The organism is Agromyces sp. CF514, from assembly GCF_900113185.1.
In the GTDB taxonomy this organism is placed as follows: Bacteria; Actinomycetota; Actinomycetes; order Actinomycetales; family Microbacteriaceae; genus Agromyces.
Genome location: NZ_FOZD01000003.1, coordinates 1 through 17,152 on the forward strand (window position 1 = coordinate 1; position 17,152 = coordinate 17,152).

16 protein-coding genes and 1 rRNA gene are annotated in these 17,152 nt (G+C 70.7%); 6 read left to right on the forward strand and 11 right to left on the reverse strand.

Going from position 1 to position 17,152, the window contains the following annotated elements:
- Positions 1-85, forward strand: a 5S ribosomal RNA gene (gene rrf, locus BM342_RS18050); the annotation flags it as partial.
- Positions 86-249: 164 nt separating this feature from the next.
- On the opposite strand, the gene BM342_RS18055 is transcribed toward rrf, so the two are convergent.
- Entirely contained in the window at positions 250-756 is a 507-nt protein-coding gene (locus BM342_RS18055; RefSeq protein WP_092968882.1) for a MarR family winged helix-turn-helix transcriptional regulator, read from the reverse strand.
- 137 nt (positions 757-893) lie between these two features.
- On the opposite strand from BM342_RS18055, the gene BM342_RS18060 reads away from it, so the two are divergent.
- Complete coding sequence (locus BM342_RS18060) at positions 894-2,300, forward strand: MFS transporter (protein WP_092968883.1); 1,407 nt, start codon at positions 894-896, stop codon at positions 2,298-2,300.
- Between the two features lie 107 nt (positions 2,301-2,407).
- Here BM342_RS18060 and BM342_RS18065 read toward each other — a convergent pair whose 3' ends face one another.
- Positions 2,408-3,001, reverse strand: a complete 594-nt coding sequence (locus BM342_RS18065) for a nitroreductase family protein (protein ID WP_092968884.1) — start codon at positions 2,999-3,001, stop codon at positions 2,408-2,410.
- Between the two features lie 193 nt (positions 3,002-3,194).
- Here BM342_RS18065 and BM342_RS18070 point away from each other — a divergent pair, with 193 nt between their 5' ends.
- Entirely contained in the window at positions 3,195-3,749 is a 555-nt protein-coding gene (locus BM342_RS18070) for a TetR/AcrR family transcriptional regulator (RefSeq protein WP_177232259.1), read from the forward strand.
- A 95-nt stretch (positions 3,750-3,844) separates the two neighbouring features.
- Here BM342_RS18070 and BM342_RS18075 read toward each other — a convergent pair whose 3' ends face one another.
- The 5 genes from BM342_RS18075 to BM342_RS19705 all read right to left on the reverse strand — a co-directional run bounded on the left by BM342_RS18075 (position 3,845) and on the right by BM342_RS19705 (position 10,682).
- Positions 3,845-4,930: a threonine aldolase family protein gene (locus BM342_RS18075; protein ID WP_255368935.1), complete on the reverse strand. Its 1,086-nt coding sequence runs from the start codon at positions 4,928-4,930 to the stop codon at positions 3,845-3,847.
- A gap of 160 nt (positions 4,931-5,090) precedes the next feature.
- On the reverse strand, positions 5,091-7,196 hold the full coding sequence (locus tag BM342_RS18080; protein ID WP_255368936.1) for an alkaline phosphatase family protein: 2,106 nt from the start codon (positions 7,194-7,196) through the stop codon (positions 5,091-5,093).
- Between the two features lie 349 nt (positions 7,197-7,545).
- Positions 7,546-8,649, reverse strand: a complete 1,104-nt coding sequence (locus tag BM342_RS18085) for an ABC transporter permease (RefSeq protein ID WP_092968890.1) — start codon at positions 8,647-8,649, stop codon at positions 7,546-7,548.
- Positions 8,646-9,530 (reverse strand): ABC transporter ATP-binding protein, encoded by an 885-nt coding sequence (locus tag BM342_RS18090; RefSeq protein WP_092968892.1) that lies wholly within the window; start codon positions 9,528-9,530, stop codon positions 8,646-8,648. Before BM342_RS18090 ends, BM342_RS18085 begins: the two co-directional genes overlap by 4 nt.
- Before the next feature lie 132 nt (positions 9,531-9,662).
- On the reverse strand, positions 9,663-10,682 hold the full coding sequence (locus BM342_RS19705; protein WP_177232260.1) for an Lrp/AsnC family transcriptional regulator: 1,020 nt from the start codon (positions 10,680-10,682) through the stop codon (positions 9,663-9,665).
- Positions 10,683-10,767: 85 nt separating this feature from the next.
- Here BM342_RS19705 and BM342_RS18110 point away from each other — a divergent pair, with 85 nt between their 5' ends.
- The 3 genes from BM342_RS18110 (at position 10,768) to BM342_RS18120 (ending at position 15,076) form a co-directional block, all read left to right on the forward strand.
- Positions 10,768-12,258, forward strand: coding sequence for an MFS transporter (locus tag BM342_RS18110; protein WP_177232261.1), 1,491 nt, complete (start codon positions 10,768-10,770; stop codon positions 12,256-12,258).
- Positions 12,255-13,508 (forward strand): amidohydrolase, encoded by a 1,254-nt coding sequence (locus BM342_RS18115; RefSeq protein WP_092968900.1) that lies wholly within the window; start codon positions 12,255-12,257, stop codon positions 13,506-13,508. The genes BM342_RS18110 and BM342_RS18115 overlap by 4 nt, the downstream gene beginning before the upstream one ends.
- Before the next feature lie 194 nt (positions 13,509-13,702).
- Positions 13,703-15,076 carry an MFS transporter gene (locus BM342_RS18120; protein WP_092968902.1) on the forward strand — a complete coding sequence of 458 codons (1,374 nt, stop codon included), beginning with the start codon at positions 13,703-13,705 and terminating at the stop codon, positions 15,074-15,076.
- Here the strand turns inward: BM342_RS18120 and BM342_RS18125 are convergent.
- The 4 genes from BM342_RS18125 to BM342_RS18140 form a co-directional block, all read right to left on the reverse strand.
- Positions 15,061-15,639, reverse strand: a complete 579-nt coding sequence (locus BM342_RS18125; protein ID WP_092968904.1) for a dihydrofolate reductase family protein — start codon at positions 15,637-15,639, stop codon at positions 15,061-15,063. The two genes, BM342_RS18120 and BM342_RS18125, sit on opposite strands and share 16 nt — an antisense overlap.
- Complete coding sequence (locus tag BM342_RS18130) at positions 15,639-16,112, reverse strand: SRPBCC family protein (RefSeq protein ID WP_092968906.1); 474 nt, start codon at positions 16,110-16,112, stop codon at positions 15,639-15,641. Before BM342_RS18130 ends, BM342_RS18125 begins: the two co-directional genes overlap by 1 nt.
- On the reverse strand, positions 16,105-16,446 hold the full coding sequence (locus BM342_RS18135; protein WP_092968908.1) for an ArsR/SmtB family transcription factor: 342 nt from the start codon (positions 16,444-16,446) through the stop codon (positions 16,105-16,107). The genes BM342_RS18130 and BM342_RS18135 overlap by 8 nt, the downstream gene beginning before the upstream one ends.
- A 100-nt stretch (positions 16,447-16,546) precedes the next feature.
- A complete protein-coding gene (locus BM342_RS18140) occupies positions 16,547-17,083 on the reverse strand; it encodes a class I SAM-dependent methyltransferase (RefSeq protein ID WP_369823202.1) in 537 nt (178 codons plus the stop codon).
- Positions 17,084-17,152 lie beyond the last annotated feature (69 nt).

Genomic DNA, 17,152 nt, shown 5'->3' on the forward strand with positions numbered 1-17,152 from the left:
ACACATTCCGAACCCGGAAGCTAAGACTCGCAGCGCCGATGGTACTGCAGGGGGGACCCTGTGGGAGAGTAGGACACCGCCGGACAACCATTACCAGGAAGGCCACCCCACAGGGGTGGCCTTCCTGCATTTAACACACCACGCGAGTACGGAGAACGACGACGGGCACGCACGGCCCATCGCCACCGCATGCGCGACAAACGAAGGCCGCCCCGAGGGGCGGCCTTTCTGCGTTCGCCGGACCGATCGCTAGGCGTCGACGTCGTCGAGACGTGCGATGACGACCTCGAGCAGCCGCGCGAGCTCGCCGCGTTCGGCGTCGCTCAGGTCCTGCAGCACGTCGGACTCGACGACGTCGGATCCGCGGATCGCGACGCTGAACAGCTGCCAGCCGGCATCCGTGAGGTTCACGAAGATGCGGGTGCGGTTCTCGGCGTCGGGCGTGCGCTCGACGAGGCCGCGCTCCACGAGCTTGTCGAGGCGGTGCGTCATCGAGGAGGGGGCGACGTTCGTGAGCTCGGCGAGCTGGCTCGGCGTCAGGGCCTCCCCGGCCTTGGCGAGCGAGGTCACGACGGCCCACTCGCCCGCGGTGACCTCGAGGTCCACGAGCTGGCGGGCGTACCACTGGTCGAGCTTCTTGGTGAGGCCCTGCACCGCGGTGATGACCCGCTGCACCGACTCCTCGCCGCCGGCCTTGACGTACGTCGCGACGGCGCGCCGATGGAGTTCCTGGGCGCTCGGAGTTCGTCTGGCCATACGGGAATTCTCCCATGCTTCTTTCGGTTGCTAATATTTCGATATCGAAAACTTCGGAATCGAAGAGCGCGGGTGACGGGCCGAGGGCGGCGCGGGACATCCGTCGCTCCTCGACGACCTCGGGAGGGGGCGCCTTCATGCGCGCGAAACTGCTCGTGCTCGCCAGCGCCATCGGCTCGCTCGGCTGGGGAGCCGTGCTGCCCTACCAGTACGCCTACGCGGCCGACACTCGGGAGTGGGGCGCGCTGATCGCGGCCGGTGCCTCGTCGCTCTTCTCGGTGGGGGCGCTCGTCGCGGCGCCTCTCGCCGGCCGACTGGCCGACCGCTTCGACCCCGTCCGCGTCGCCGTCATCGCCCAGGTGCTCGGCGCGGCGGGCGTCGCGTCGCTCGTGTTCGCCGACGTTCCGGCGCTCTTCCTCGCTGGCATGCTCGTGTTCGGACTCGGCCTGTCGGCCGCCGTGCCGGCCAAGCAGGTGCTCGCGCTGAACTGGTCGTCGAGCGCGGATCGCCGCAAGATCTTCGCCTACAAGTTCACCGCCGAGTCGCTCGGCATGGCGGCCGGCGCGTTCCTCGCGGGGCTCGTCGTCGATCTGAACCGCGCCGACGGACTCGACATCGGTTTCCTGATGGCGGCCGGCGGTTTCGTGCTGTCGTCGGCGATCATCGCCCTCGCCGGGCGGATGTCTCGAGCGGGCGCGCCCGCGTTCAAGTCGCCGGCCGGCGTTCGCGGCGTCGTCGAGTCCCCCGCGACGGGAGCGCTCGGCGTCGTCGACGCGGCGACGGGTGCCATCGCCGTGGTCGACCTCGACGGCGACGGCCACGCCGACGGCGCCGCACGTTCGCGCGGCGCGCTGAGGCTGATCTTCGCCCAGCCGGCGATGCGCTGGACCGCGGTCGTCACCATCGCGCTCGCACTGGGGTTCTACGCCCAGTTCGAATCCGGCCTGCCGGCCTACGGCCTCACGGTGCTCGACATCGACCCCTCGGCGATCGGCATGGCTGCGGCCGTCAACTGCCTCGTCATCGTGGCGTTGCAGGTCATCGTCGTGAAGCTCACGGCGAAGCGGGGCGCGCCAGCCCTGCTCATGGTGGTCGGCAGCGTCTGGGTGGTCTCGTGGCTGATCCTCTCTGCGGCGCAGTTCGCCCCCGGCGTCGCGACGGCGATGTTCGTCATGACCTACGGCATCTTCGCTGTGGGCGAGACGATCTACAGCCCCGTACTGAACCCGCTCACGGCGCAGCTGGCGCCGAAGGGCATGGTGGGCCAGACGCTCGGCACGATCGCGGCGCTGCAGACCGCGTTCTCGGCCGCAGGCCCGCTCGTCGCAGGTGTGCTGCTCGGCGCGGGACTCACCGATGCGTTCCTCGGCATGCACCTGGCCGTGAGCGTGGTCGCCGTCTTCGCGGCCTGGCGGATCAAGCGCGCATTGGCTGCGACTCCCGCCCCGACGGAGACGGTGGCGGCGGGTGCGACGCCGAGCGTCTCCGAGGTACGGTCACGCGAGGAGCCTCCGACGACTCCGGTCGATCTCGTCCGGGCCTAGCGCGCACCGGCTGCGCGCCCTCGAGGGAGGCGATCCGTGCGGCCGACACGGCGGAGGGGCGGATGCCTCGGCATCACGCCGCGGCATCCGCCCCTCTCGGTCTGCTGCTAGGCGCCGACGATGACGAACTCGTCGAGCGCCTTGCGCTCGCGCGGTGCGACCTCGCGCTCGCGGAGCACGTCGGGCAGCGCGTCGATGTTACCGAGGGCGCCGACGGTGGTGATCGAGACGACCTCCTGGTTCTCGGGGAGGCCGAACGCGTCATGGATGGCTGCCGCGTCGAAGCCGCCCATCTGGTGGGTGTGCAGACCCTCGTGCTGCGCCTGCACGGTCATGTGCGCCACCGCCTGGCCGAGGTCGTACCGCGCCCACGGGCGCGGACGGCCCTCGGCGTCGGAGGTCTCGGCGACGTTCACGATGAGCACGGCGGCCGAGTCGGCCCAGGCCTGGTTGAAGCCCGCGAGCGCGTTGTGGATGGTCGTGAAGGCCTCGGTGCCGCGTCGAGCGACGATGAAGCGCCACGGCTGCGTGTTGTTGGCCGAAGGCGCCCACCGGGCCGCCTCGAAGATCGTGCGCAGGGTCTCGGTGTCGACGACGGCCGCCGGGTCGAACGCGCGGGGGCTCCAACGGTCGGCGAGCGGGTCGATGAGCGGCGCCTCGGTGGCGGCGCGACGCGAGGTGAGATCGGTGACGAGGGTCATGGCGAACCAGCTTTCAGAGTGGGGGAACATGTGCCGGGGCGCCATCGACCCATTCCATTGCAACGCATGAACCTGTGAGACATTCCCGGAGGACGTGAGCATCGTACCGACGAAGCCTGATGCGGAGCCGATGCAGCCGGGTCGCGGTCGTGAACTCCGATCGCGATCGGAGTCCGACTCGTACGATGGCCAGATGATCACCGTCGACGGCCAGGCCGCCAGAGTCCTCACCGCGTACACGGACCTGCTCGTCGAGCGGGGCATCCGCGGTGCGACGCTCGAGGCCGTTGCGAGCCGGGCCGGCCTCTCGAAGTCGGGTGCGCTGCACCACTACTCGTCGGTCGGGGCGCTGCGTGCCGCGTTGTTCGTCGAGCTGCGCGCCCAGGCGCGACGCGACGCCGACGAGCTGCGTGCGGAACCCGAGAAGGCGGTGCGCTACTACCTCGTGTCCTCGCTCGATCGCGACAGCGAGCTCGAGCGCGTGATCGACGCGGGGTACCGCATCGCGCAGACGGGCGATGAGACGGCCCTCGCCGTGCTTCGGGAATGCCGTGACGACTGGCTCGACGCCCTCGTCGCGGCGACGGGCGATGAGAGCCTCGCGCGCATGGTGCTCTTCGTCGGCGACGGCATGAACCACAACGCCCTGCTCAGCCTGCGCGAGGGCGATGACGTGCTCACCGAGCCGCGCGTCGACGAGCTCGTCGGGGTGCTCGAGGGCCTCCGGCGCGACGCAGCGCGAGGCTGACCGGAAACCGGCGCGCGCGGCGCGGCGCCGGGCCAAACGCGAACGGCCCGGTCGGGATCCGACCGGGCCGTTCGTGGATGGAGCGAGGTGCGGCGCTACGCGGCCGCGAGCTCCTCGCGGATGCCCGCGACGAACGCGTCGATGTCGGCCTCGCTCGTGTCGAACGAGCACATCCAGCGGACCTCGCCCTTGGCGGCATCCCAGTCGTAGAACTTGAAGCCGCGGTCGCGCAGGCGGTCGGCGACGCCGAGGGGCAGCACCGCGAACACGCCGTTGGACTGCGTGGGCTGGCTGAAGCCGAGGCCCGGCAGTTCGCCCGCGGCGATGCCCGCGTCGAGTGCTTCGCGCAGGCGGCGGGCCATGGCGTTCGCGTGCGAGGCGCTCTCGAGCCACAGGTCGCCCTCGAGCAGCGCGATGAGCTGCGCCGACACGAAGCGCATCTTCGAGGCGAGCTGCATGTTGAGCTTGCGCAGGTACTTCAGGCCCTCGGATGCGGCGGGGTTCAGCACCACGATCGCCTCGGCCCCGAGCGCACCGTTCTTGGTGCCGCCGAAGCTCAGCACGTCGACGCCGGCGTCGCGCGTGAACGCGCGCAGCGGCAGGCCGAGCGAGGCGGCTGCGTTCGAGAGGCGGGCGCCGTCCATGTGCAGGAGCATGCCGTGCTCGTGGGCGTGATCGGCGATCGCGCGCACCTCGTCGGGCGTGTAGAGCGTGCCGAGCTCGGAGGTCTGCGTGATCGACACGACGAGCGGCTGTGCGCGGTGCTCGTCGCCCCAGCCCCATGCCTCTTCGTCGATGAGCTCGGGCGTGAGCTTGCCGTCGGGCGCGACCACGGTGAGCAGCTTCATGCCGCCGACGCGCTCGGGCGCACCGCCTTCGTCGGAGTTGATGTGCGCGGTCTTCGCCGAGATCACGGCACCCCAGCGAGGAAGCATCGACTGCAGGCCCGTGACGTTCGCGCCCGTTCCGTTGAAGACCGGGAAGGCCTCGACGCCCTCGCCGAAGTGGTGGGCGAAGACCTGCTGCAGGCGCTCGGTGTAGGCGTCTTCGCCGTAGGCGACCTGATGACCGCCGTTCGCTGCAGCGATCGCGGCCAGGACCTCGGGGTGCACGCCCGAGTAGTTGTCGGAGGCGAAGCCGCGCACGGTCACGTCGTGGATGGGGGTGTTCTCGAGACTCACCGGACCATCCTGCCACTCGAGACTGACCGAACTCTGCGGCCACCTGCGATCCGGTGGCATCGCGCGGGGTGCTGGGGTGCGCCGACCCGCACGGGGGTACGGATGCCGCGGGCATCGCGCCCGCGGCATCCGCTCGCCCGATCGGGACGAGACCGACGGATCAGTTCAGGGTGAACGCGACGGTCGAGGTGTTGCCGGCCACGTCATGGACGACGAGCGTGTTGGCGCCGCGGACCGCGCCGAGCACGCCTGGCTTGACCCCGTTGAGGTCGGACCAGGCGTTGTTCGTCAGGTCCTTCACGACGCCGTTGAGCACGACCTTGTCGATCTTGCCCGCGTCGTACAGCTTGAAGCTCACGCGGTCGTAGACGCCGTCGGCGCCGATCGTCTCGCCGGCGCCGGTCTTGACGGTCGCGGTCGGCGCGGTGGCGTCGATCGTGAAGGCGAAGGTCCCCGTCCTGGCGATGTTGCCCGCAAGGTCCTCGGCGTTGAACTTCACGGTGTAGGCACCGTCGGGCAGGGACACGGTCGCGCGGTGGGTGCCGGCGGTCGCGCCGTTCATCGCGCTCTGCGTGCTCTTGACGAGCGTGCCGTCGCGGTAGACGTTCGCGACGATGCGCTTGAGGCCGCGGTCGTCCGTCGCGTCGACCTGCACGTCGAGTGCGCGGAACGGCCCGGCGGCCGTCGGTGCGGCGAGCGTGGCGACGGGCTTGGTCGTGTCGGGGAGCTCGGGCGCGGCATCCTGCTCGAGGGCGACGCGGTCGACGGTCCAGAACGCGCTGTTCGTGCCCGTGTAGTGGAAGCGGAACTGCGCGGTCCTCGCGCCCGCAGGCACGTCGAACGCCAGGCGCTCATTCGCGTTCGTGTTCGCCGCGTAGGCCTTGAGCGACTGCGGCGCGCCGCCGTCGTAGCTCACGAGCACCTCGGCCGACTGCGGACCGTCGATGAAGTAGTTCGTGGCGTAGGCGAGGGTGGCGGTCGCTGCGCCGGTGAGCGGGTACGCGGGGCTCACGAGCGTCGAATCGAACTGGCCAGCCGCGTGCGACTTGTCGTCCCACTCGTCGGAGTCGGCCACGGCGAAGACGTCGCGGCTGCGCACGCTCGTCTCCCGGCGCTGGCCGAGCTCGACGTTCGTCCAGAAGTCGTCGGTCGCGAACGACCAGCCCGCCCACTCGGCGACCCCGCCGGCGGGCATCCTCGAGTTGTCGATGCTCCAGCCTTCGGGGGTCGTGTGCGTCCATCCGAGCACGCCGTTCGCCGGGCGGGTCTCGTCGACCTTGCCCTGCAGCACCGGACGGAGGGCGTCGAAGTCGTCGGCCTTGAGGTCGCCGATCGCGGTACCGTCGAGCTTCCACGCGGGGTCGGCCGCGATGCCGTCGGCGGCGAGCACGGTCGGCGCGATGTCGACGATCTTCACGTCGTTGCGAACGGACCCGGCCGCGATGCCGGGGCCCGTGGCGACCACGAACGTCTTGCGCTCGGCGGGCGTGCTGCCGCCGTGGCCGCCGGTCGGGGTGTGGCCGTGGTCGGCCGTGACGATGATCGTCCAGTCCTCGGTCGACCGCGTGGGCCGGGACTCGACGGCTGCGAGGATCTGGCCGAGCTGGCCGTCGACCTTTTTCAGCGCTGCCGCGTAGGCGGCGCCGTTCGTGCCCACCGAGTGGCCCGCGCCGTCGACGTCGTCGAGGTGCACGAACACGTCGTCGGGGTCGCCCGCGCTCAGGGCCTCGACGGCCTTCGCGGTCGTGCCGACATCGCTGCCGCCGGCGATGCGGGTATCGACCTTCGAGCCGAAGACCATCTGCGGGATCGGCGTCCAGGTCCCGACGACGAGGGTGTCGCGTTGCGGAGTCGCTGCCTCGATACGCGAGAGGTAGTCGGGGTACTCGCCGTACTTCGGGTTGCTGAACGAGTTGTCGACCACGTTGTGCTTGTCGGGCCAGACGCCCGTCGCGATGGTCGACCAGCCGGCGCCCGACACCGTGCCGGCCATGGGCTGGGCGTAGAGGTTGCTCGCGGACGTGAGCCCGCCCGCTCGCAGGCCGTCGAGGTTCGGCATCTCGGCCGCCTCGAGGAAGTCGAAGCTCGCTCCGTCGATGCCGACGACCAGGGTCTTGGCCGAGCGGCCCGTGTCGGGCGCGGCGGCCGGAGCGGGCATGGCGGCCGGAGCGGCCTGCGCGGCCTGTGCGCAGAGCGGCGTCGCGACGAGCGCGGCGGCGAGGAACGAGGTCGAGACGGCGCGGAGTGCGCGGTTCGGCGAGGGCATGGCGATGGACCTTCCGATGATGGCTGGGATTCGCGGCGACGGATGCCGCCGCGATCCAGTCTTCGGAGATCGAAGCCTCGGATGGGCGCGTATCGGGAGTTGTCGAGACATGTTCGCCCCGGGTTCATGCGGCCCGACCCGAACTCGCCGAGTTCGCGTGAGGAGCAAGGTGAACAACTCCGCAGAGTTCGCGGATCTTGTCGATACACGTCGGATGCTGCGGCGGGTCTCGATGCGGCGCCGGGGTGCCTGCTCGACCGTCGGTGGCCTGCGGGTGCTGAACGCACGGATGCCCCGGGGCGCCGGCCCCGGGGCATCCGCTCGCCTGACGGCGAAGCCGTGTCTCGACTCAGCCGCGCAGGGCGTCGCCGAGCTTCACGCGGGCGCCGGTCTTCAGCAGCGAGTTGCGGTAGATGCGCTCGCCGATGAGCACCGCGGCGACCGTCGTCGCGAGCAGGATCGCGAGCGAGACGAACGGCTCCCACCACTCGGCGGAGCCGAGGAACACGCGCATCGGCATGCCGACGGGCGCCGAGAACGGCACGTAGCTCATGATCGAGAGCACCGTCGGGTCGTCCCTGAACACGATGATGAGGAAGTAGGGCAGCATCACGAGCATCGTCACGGGCGTGGTGACCGAGCCGATGTCCTCGGCGCGCGAGACCATGGCCGCGGTCGCCGCGAACAGGGCGGCGAGCATCACGAAGCCGATCGCGAAGAAGACGATGAACCAGGCGACCGAGGCGCCGAGCCCGCCGAGCAGCACCTTCTGCCCGGTGAGCATGAGCCCCAGCATCGCGATCACCGCGATCGCGATGATCTGCCCGAACGCCAGCACGCTGTTGCCGATGACCTTGCCCGTCAGCAGTGCGCGTGCCGAGACGGTCGAGAGCAGGATCTCGACCACGCGGGTCTGCTTCTCCTCGACGACGGACTGCGCGATGGTCGAGCCGAACGTGATCGCCGACATGAAGAACACGATGCCGAAGCCGAAGGCGACGAAGTACGCGAGCATCGGGTCGACCGCGGCCGGCTCGAGCAGCTCGACGCTCGGGGAGATCGCGAGCGCCGAGGCGACACCGGTCGGGGCCTGGTCGAGCCCGATCACGGTGATGCCCAGCGGGTCGGAGGCCGAGGGCACGACGATCGCGTCGACCTCGCCGTCGCGCAGCAGCTGCTCGCCGGCGGCCTGGTCGTCGACCGGCACGGGGTCGAGCGCGGCATTGCCCTCGACCGCGGACGAGGCGCCCGCGACGACGGCGACCTTCGTCGCCTCGTTCTGCCCGCCGAACAGGCTGCCGAGCACGACCGAGGCGAGCACGGCGAGCATGAGCACGCCCGTCGAGATGAGGAACGTCTTGCTGCGCAGGCGCATCGAGATCTCGCGGCCCGCGATGAGGCTCACGCTGTCGACGAAGCGGGGAGTGGCCGGACGATCGAGGGTGGTGCTCATCGCACGACCTCCTTGAAGATCTGGGCGAGCGACGTGCGCTCGCGGGTGAAGCTGACGAGACCGCCGCGGCCGACGGCCTCGGCGAGGGCGGCCTCGCGCGCGGCATCCGACTCGGCCTCGAACACGGCCCAGCCGCCGTCGAACTCGATGACGTCGATGCCCGCCTGCTGCCTCAGCCACCCGGCGTCGCCTGCGACGAGCAGCTCCCAGCGCTCGGTGCCGTGCTGGGCGCGCAGGGCCTCGCCGGTTCCGGATGCCGCGATGCGGCCGCCCGCGATGATGACGAGGTCGTCGCAGAGGCGCTCGACGATGTCGAGCTGGTGCGACGAGAACAGCACGGGAACGCCGGTGGCCGCGACATCCGCGAGCACGGCCTGCACGGTCTCGACGGCCATCGGGTCGAGGCCCGAGAACGGCTCGTCGAGCACGAGCATCTCGGGGCGGTGCACGAGCGACGCCGCGATCTGCGCGCGCTGCTGGTTGCCGAGCGAGAGCGACTCGATGGTGTCGTTCGCGCGCTCGCCGAGGCCGAGTCGCTCGAGCAGCTCGAGCGCATTGGCCCTGGCGGCGGCAGGAGCCCAGCCGTGCAGCCGCGCGAGGTAGACGGTCTGCTCGAGCACCTTCATCTTCGGATACAGCCCCCGCTCCTCGGGCATGTACCCGAAGCGGCGGCGGTCGACCGCGCCGACGGGGGCGCCGTCGAGCAGCACGGTTCCGCCGTCGGAGGCGAGCACGCCGAGGATGATGCGCATGGTCGTGGTCTTGCCGGCGCCGTTGCCGCCGACGAATCCGGTGAGCCGGCCGTCGCCGACCGAGAAGCTCACGTGGTCGAGGGCGAGGCGCTCGCCGTAGCGCTTGGTGACGTCGTGGAGTTCGAGCATGCCTTCACGGTACGGACGCCGCGGGGTCGCGGCATCCCCCTTGCGGCGGGTGTGCCGACGGTCCGTCGGTTGGCGCGGGCCGGGCACGAGGCGGGCGATCCGCCGCAAGGGGGAGCGGTCGGACGTCGCGTCTCAGCCGAGCGGGATGCTCTCGCCCGTGGCGAACCCGTCGGGGGAGATCAGGCGCCCGAGGTGCTTGTGCACGCGGAGCACCATGGAGCGGTCGACGATGCGCGCGCCCGGCAGGCGGCGCTCGAGCTCGGCCTCGCGCTGCACGACCTCGGTGCGCGACTTCGAGCTCACCGCGAGGATGAGGTTGTACGGGCCGGTCACGACCGTGGCGAACTGGACCTCGGGCATCTGGGCGAGCATGGCGGCGCTCGATTCGATGGTCGCGGTGGGCACCTGCACGAAGAACCACGACACGATCGGCCAGGTCGAGTACGGCCCGGAGACGTCGGCGCGGATGAGCAGGCGCTCGGTCTGCCGCAGCCTCGCGAGGTAGTCGCCGGCCCGCTGCGGACTGATGCCGAGCCGCTCGGCGATCATGCCGTACGAGGCGCGCCCGTCGCGTTCGAGCACGCGCCGCATGCCTTCGACGATGGCCGCGTCGACGTGCTTGGCCGAGCTGGCCCGGGGCGGGCGAGGAGCGGGGATGCGCGCGACCTGCCCGTCGGAGAGGGCGCGCACGGTCCAGCTCGACCCGAGTCGCAGGGTGAGGTTGACGATGTGCGACTGCACCGAGCGCACCCCGGGCAGGCGGCCGAACCGCTCGATGACGGCCTCGGCGAGCTCGGCGTCGTTCGCGGCGACGAGCGTGGCGATCAGGTCGCGCCGACCGCTCGTGAGGTCGATGGAGTAGACGGCGGGATCGAGCGCGAGCTCCTCGGCGGTCCTCGTCGCCTGGCCCGGTGCGCAGCTGAACTCGATGATCGCCGAGGCGGACTCGTCGGCACGGCCCGGCAGGGTCGTGAGCCATGCGAATCCCGCCTGCTCGATGCGCGCCCAGCGTCGTGCGAGCGTCGCCGGATCGCTGCCGAGGATCGGGGCGAGCGTCGTCCAGGGAACCCGGGGTTCGACCTGCAGGGCGTGGAGAATCTGCAGATCGAGGTCGTCCAGACCGGAAACGCGCATCATCACCGCCGAAGTCACGAGTTTCCTGCATCCTAACCGCACAATGCGGCAGGCGCGCAGAATCTTGCAACACCCCATCACCGTCGATCGAAGTGGACCCGTCGTGACCGTTCAACCCCTTGCAGCCGCCGACCTCCGGGTCGGCCGCTTCCTCGTTCCCGTGCTCATCACCCTCGAACTCTTCAGCGGCCTCATCCAAGGGTGGATCGTGCCGCTGCTCGGCAGCGTCGCCGAGCACTACCGGGTGTCCGGCGGCGCCGTGAGCTGGGTGCTCACCGTCGGCCTGCTCTCCTCCGCCGTCTCGGTGCCGCTCATGGTCGTGCTGGCAGACCGGTTCGGTCGGCAGAAGCTGCTCGTCATCGCCGTCGTGCTCTCTGCCGTCGGGTCCGTGCTCATCGCCCTCGCCCCGGCCTTCCCGCTCGTGCTCCTCGGCGCCGTCATCCAGGGCCCGGTGGCCGCGTGCCTGCCGCTCGAGATGGCGCTGCTCAAGCACTTCCGACCGGAGCGGGCGAACCGCATCATCGGCTACCTCGTCGGCATGCTCACCATCGGCGTCGCGCTCGGCGCCGTGCTCGGCGGCGTCGCGATGGACGCGATCGGCAACCTGCCCGTCGTGCAGTTCCTGCCGGCGGCCGTGCTCGTGCTCTTCATCCCGATCGTGTGGCGGCTCGTGCCGCGCGACTCCGGCGACGCGACGCGTTCGGTCGACTGGCTCGGGGCGACCACGCTCGGCATCGCGCTCGTCGGCGTCATGTACGGCCTCTCCGAGGGGCCCGTCTCGGGCTGGGGCTCGCTCACGGTGCTCCTCCCCCTCGTCATCGGCGGGATCGCGCTCGTCGGGTTCTTCATCGCCGAGTCGCGCGTGTCGACGCCGCTCGTCGACGTGAAGGCGCTCAAGGGCGCTCGCCTGCTGCCCGCGCTCGTGGTCGGGTTCCTCGCGTCGATGGCGCTGTTCGGCAACCAGACCCCGACGGTGCTCTACTTCACGGCCGACCCGGGCGCCGTCGGCTACGGCCTCGCCGGATCGGCGGGCCTCGTCGGCATCGTGTTCGGCGTGACCGCGCTGTTCTCGAGCGCGGGTGCGTTCCTCTCGTACCGCGTCGCCAAGGGCATCGGCTCGCGGTTCGCCGTGGCCGTCGGATGCCTCTGCATCGCGGTCGGCGTCGGCGGCATGGTGTTCGCTCCGCGCGAGCTGCTGGTCGTGGTCGGGCTCGGCGCCCTCTCGGCGTTCGGCTCGGGCATCGCGTTCGGCATCCTGCCGGGCCTCGTCGTCGAGCGCGCACCGGAGACGTCGGCGGCCTCGGTCTCCGGCGTCTACAACACCACGCGCACCCTCGGCGGCGCGCTGGCCGGGGCCTTCGTCGCCTCCATCCTCGCGGCCGTGCTGCTCTCGGGCGGTGGGGCGGATGCCTCGGCGCCGCCGGTGCCCGCACTGGGGGCGTTCCAGCTCATCTGGGGCGTGTTCGCCGGCCTCAACGTCGTGGCCGCCGCCGTCGCCCTCGCGCTCGGCCGCTCCCGGGCGGACGAGGCATCCGCCTCTTCGACCGACCAGAACTCCCCTGACGACGCACTCACGATCGGAGCAACCTCATGACCATCACCGCACCCGAGACCGCAGCCGCCCGCGACCGCGGGATCGATCCCGACGGCGCCCGCCTCGAGGCATCCGTCACGGCAGCCGTCGAGGCACGTCGCCACGAACTCGTCGCCCTGAGCCACGCCATCGGCGAGGACCCCGAGCTCGCCTTCGAGGAGCACCGCGCGGCCGAGCGCGTCGCGGTGGCCCTCGAGGCGAACGGCTTCGACGTCACGCGCGGGGCCTACGGGCTGCCGACCGCGGTCGAGGGCGTCTACGGCACCGGCGACGTCACGGTCGCCGTGGTCTCGGAGTACGACGCGCTGCCGGGCGTGGGCCACGGCTGCGGGCACAACCTCATCGCCGCCGCGGGCGTCGGCGCCGCGATCGGCTTGCGGGCCGTCGCCGACGAGCTCGGCATCCGCGTGAAGCTGCTCGGGTCGCCCGCTGAGGAGCTCGGCGGCGGAAAGATCCTGATGCTGCGCGAAGGGGCGTGGAACGACACCACGTTCTCGCTCATGGTGCACGGCGGCGGTGCGGACCAGTACCGTACGGCGCCCATGACGACGATGGCGCTCGAGCGCATCATCGTGCGCTTCACGGGCGTGCCCGCCCACGCCGCGGCCGGACCCCACGAAGGCGTCAACGCGGGTGACGCCGCGACGCTCACCCAGGTCGCGCTGGGCCTGCTGCGCCAGCAGCTCAAGCGAGGCACCGTGCTCTCGTCGTTCGTGCGCAACGCCGGCGAGGCGGCGAACATCATCCCCGCGCACGCCGAGCTCGAGATCGAGATGCGCTCGGGGAACGCCGAGGACTGGGCGGTCGTGCGCCGACGCGTGCGCGAGTGCCTCGCCGGCGCCGCGCAGGCCACGGGTTGCACGCTGGAGATCGAGCTGCCCGAGCTGCCGTACGGCGTGCTGAAGCAGGACGAGCGCCTCGCCGAGCACTTCGACGACGTGCTGCGCGAGCTCGGCTACGAGGTGAAGGACCTGCCCGACGGTCCGCAGGGATCGACGGACATGGCGGATGTCTCGCAGTACCTGCCTGCGATCCACCCGATGATCTCGATCAGGGGCATCGACGCGAACACACCCGGCCACAGTCCGGAGTACGCCGCGCTCGCGCGCACGCCGGAGGCGGATGTCGCGGTCATCGACGGCGCGATCGGGCTGGCGCTCGCCGCGGTCAGGGTCGCGGCCGACCCGGAGCACCGGGCCGAGCTGATCGCGGCGCAGGCCGTGCGCGGACCGTTCGCCTGGGAGGACTGACCGCTCGATCGAACGTCGCACGAGCAGCGCCGGCCGGCGGGACACCGGCCGGCGCGCTCGCGTGCAAGGGGGTTCCGGATGTCGGCGGCGCTGGTTACCCTCACTGGGTGAGCGAGTCGGGGGCGAGCGAGGCGGGCGTGCAGGCGAGCGCGGGTGCCGCGGCGCCCGGGGCCGTGGTGCCGCCGCCGAACGGCATGCGCACGTTCATGCAGGTGCTCGTGAACACGGCGATCGCGAACGTCACGACGAGCTTCCTCTGGTTCGCGCTCACGTTCTGGGTCTACCTCGAGACCCGCTCGGTGCTCGCGACCGGCATCATCGGCGGCGCGTACATGCTGCTCATCGCCTTCTTCGCGATGCTGTTCGGCTCGATCGTCGACCGTCATCGCAAGCTGCAGGTGATGGTCTTCTCGAGCTTTGTCACGCTCGGGGCGTTCGTGATCGCCGGCGTGCTCTACCTGCTGCAGCCCGAGTCGTCGCTCGTCGACCTCGGCGGCCCCTGGTTCTGGGCGTTCTCGGGCATCATCCTGCTCGGCGCCGTCGTCGAGCACATGCGCAACATCGCCCTGTCGACCACGGTGACCCTGCTCGTTCCGGTCGAGCGGCACGCCAACGCCAACGGCCTCGTCGGCACCGTGCAGGGCATCGCCTTCATCGTCACGAGCGTGTTCAGCGGGCTCGCGATCGGGCTGCTCGGCATGGGCTGGACCCTGGTCATCGCGATCGGGCTCACGCTCGTCGCGCTCGTGCACCTGATGTTCCTGCGGGTTCCCGAAGCGCGGCCCGTGCCGGCCGAGGGCGAGCGGGCTTCGACCATCGACCTCAAGGGAAGCATCGCCGCCGTGCGAGCCGCGCCCGGCCTGTTCGCCCTGATCATCTTCTCGACGTTCAACAACCTCATCGGCGGCGTCTACATGGCGCTCATGGATCCCTACGGCCTGACGCTCTTCCCCGTCGAGGCCTGGGGCATCGTGCTCGGCGTCTCGGCGACCGGGTTCGTCATCGGCGGCCTGGTGATCGCGAAGTTCGGCCTGGGCAGGAACCCGATCCGCACGATGCTGCTGCTCGTCGTGGGCATGGGCGTGCTCGGCGCGCTCTTCACGATCCGCGAGTGGTGGGTGCTCTACGGCGTCGGCATCTGGTTGTACATGGCGATCATCCCCGCCGTCGAGGCCGCCGAGCAGACGGTCATCCAGAAGGTCGTGCCGTTCGGCCGTCAGGGCCGCGTCTTCGGGTTCGCGGCGGCGATCGAGTCGGCTGCCGCTCCGATCACGGCGTTCCTCATCGCGCCCATCGCCGAGTTCGTCATCATCCCCTACATGAACACGGATGCCGGACAGCAGGCGTGGGGCTGGCTGCTCGGCGAGGGCGAGGCGAGGGGCATCGCCCTCGTGTTCCTCATCTCGGGGCTCGCGATGGTCGTGCTCGCGCTCCTCGCGTTCACGACGCGCTCGTACCGCGTGCTCTCGGCGGAGTACCAGGGCAACGAGGCGTCGGCTCCCGATCCCGATGCCGGCGGCGGAGCGGCCGAAGGCACCTCCGCCGACGCGGCTCAGCGCAGCGCGTAGGTCAGGTTCACGACTCCGCCCGGCCGTGCCTCGACGTGCCGGAACTCGAGGGCGCGGTCGGCGATGCGAGGCGGCGCGAACGAGCGCCCGGCTCCCAAGAGCGCGGGCACGACGCGCAGGTGGAGTTCGTCGACGAGTCCGGCGCCGAGCAGGGCGTCGGTGAGGGTGAGGCTTCCCCAGACGAGCACCGTGGCGAACCGCTGCTTCACCTCGGCGGCCGCCTCGACGCCGTCGCCGCGGAGGACCTCGATCTCGCCGTCACCCCATGGGGCGTTGGGCAGCGTGTTCGAGACCGCGAACTTGGGCAGCCGGTCGATGAGCTCTGCGACCTGCTCGACCGCGGGGTCGACCCCCGGCCAGTAGTCGGCGAACATGCGATAGGTGGTGGCGCCGAGGAGGATCGCATCGGCCTGACCGACATAGGCGAGCTGCTCGGCGTCGTTGAAGTCGACCTCGCCGTCGGCGCCCGGGCGCACGAGCGCCTCGAAGAAGTCGATGCCGCCGTCGGGGTCTGCGGCATAGCCGTCGAGCGTGACGACCTGTTCGACGATGAGGCGGCCCATCAGCGGACTCCGGAATCGAGGCGTTCGACGAGCAGGTCGAACGCGGAGTCCCAGCCGTCGTAGACGTTCGAGTCGCCCGGGGCGCCGTCGATGCCCTGCACGTGGAAGGTCATGAGGGTCTGGTCGCCATCGACGCCATGCACGGCGAGGTCGATCGAGATGACCGGCAGTTCGTCGTCGGCGTCGCCGGGGGAGCCCCAGGTGAAGACGAGGCGCGAGGGCGGCGTGATCTCGCGGTACACGCCGACGGTGGGATAGGTCGTGCCGTCGGGCGCGATCATCGTGTAGCGGTAGTTGCCGCCGGGGCGAGCGTCGATCTCGACCGACTCCCGGGGGGTCTCGATACCCCGAGGATGCCACCAGGCGGCGGCCTCGTCGGGGTCGGTCCATGCGTTCCAGACGACCTCGCGCGGTGCGTCGAAGACGCGGGTGATGGTGAACTGCTTCGATCCGGTGGCGGTCTGCTCAGGCATCCGTCTGTCCTTTCAATGCTCGGAGTCGTTCGCTCAGCAGGTCGAAGCGCTCGTTCCATTCACCGCGGTGTCGATCGACCCAGGCGGATGCCTCGTCGAGCGGTTCGGTGCGGAGGGTGCAGGTGCGCCACTGGGCGTTCGTGGTGCGCTCGATGAGCCCGGCCCGTTCGAGCACCTTGAGGTGCTGCGAGATCGCAGGGCGGCTGATCGCGAACGGCTCGGCCAGGTCTCCGACGGTCGTCGGCCCTTCGCGCAGGCGCGAGAGGATCTCGCGTCGCGTCGGGTCGGCGAGCGCCTGGAACACGATGCTGAGCTCGTCGTGCGCATCACCCAATGTAAGTAACTCCTTAATTAATGAAGTGCTTAACCATAAGGCGGGAGTGTGGCGGCGTCAAGGGCAGGTCTGCGTGAGACTCGACCGGTCGGGCCGACGGTCAGTCGACCTGCTCGCTCGGCAGGCGGCAGAGGATCGCGCCCAGCGGGCGATGACCTCGGCCGGATCGCAGGTGGGTCTCGAGGATCTCGAAGCCGCTCGCCTCGAGAAGCAGGTGCAGCTCGGGCGCCGGCCACCGGTACGCGGTCGTGACGGCGTGGTCGAATCGTTCGATCGACGGCCCCTCGAAGAAACCGAGCACGAGCGCCCCGCCCGGGCGCAGCACCCGTGCGAACTCTGCGATCGGCGCTGGGATGCGCGACGGATCGTGGTGGATCGTCGAGAACCACGAGAGCACGCCGCCGAGCGAGCCGTCGGGCTGCTCGATCCGGTCGATGCTCCCGGTGTCGAACCTGACGCCCGGGTGGGTGGCTCGAGCGTGCGCGAGGAACTCGGGAACGAGGTCGATGCCGCGGGCGTCGAGTCCGCGGCCGACCAGGTAGCCCGTCCAATGCCCCGGCCCGCAGCCCGCGTCGAGCACGGGTCCGTCGACCATCTCGGTCCAGTTGTCGACGAGCTGTCGGTCTGAGGCGTGCACCGGGTCATGGACCCGATCCGCGCGATGTACTCGGCAGCGCGGCGTGAGTACGCGTCGGTGACCTCGGTC

What these genes read in the sequence shown, in the direction of transcription:
- BM342_RS18055 (WP_092968882.1), bottom strand. Translation starts at nt 756, where the DNA reads ATGGCCAGACGAACTCCGAGCGCCCAGGAACTCCATCGGCGCGCCGTC.
- BM342_RS18060 (WP_092968883.1), top strand. Translation starts at nt 894, where the DNA reads ATGCGCGCGAAACTGCTCGTGCTCGCCAGCGCCATCGGCTCGCTCGGC.
- BM342_RS18065 (WP_092968884.1), bottom strand. Translation starts at nt 3,001, where the DNA reads ATGACCCTCGTCACCGATCTCACCTCGCGTCGCGCCGCCACCGAGGCG.
- BM342_RS18070 (WP_177232259.1), top strand. Translation starts at nt 3,195, where the DNA reads ATGATCACCGTCGACGGCCAGGCCGCCAGAGTCCTCACCGCGTACACG.
- BM342_RS18080 (WP_255368936.1), bottom strand. Translation starts at nt 7,196, where the DNA reads ATGCCCTCGCCGAACCGCGCACTCCGCGCCGTCTCGACCTCGTTCCTC.
- BM342_RS18085 (WP_092968890.1), bottom strand. Translation starts at nt 8,649, where the DNA reads ATGAGCACCACCCTCGATCGTCCGGCCACTCCCCGCTTCGTCGACAGC.
- BM342_RS18090 (WP_092968892.1), bottom strand. Translation starts at nt 9,530, where the DNA reads ATGCTCGAACTCCACGACGTCACCAAGCGCTACGGCGAGCGCCTCGCC.
- BM342_RS18115 (WP_092968900.1), top strand. Translation starts at nt 12,255, where the DNA reads ATGACCATCACCGCACCCGAGACCGCAGCCGCCCGCGACCGCGGGATC.
- BM342_RS18120 (WP_092968902.1), top strand. Translation starts at nt 13,703, where the DNA reads ATGCGCACGTTCATGCAGGTGCTCGTGAACACGGCGATCGCGAACGTC.
- BM342_RS18125 (WP_092968904.1), bottom strand. Translation starts at nt 15,639, where the DNA reads ATGGGCCGCCTCATCGTCGAACAGGTCGTCACGCTCGACGGCTATGCC.
- BM342_RS18130 (WP_092968906.1), bottom strand. Translation starts at nt 16,112, where the DNA reads ATGCCTGAGCAGACCGCCACCGGATCGAAGCAGTTCACCATCACCCGC.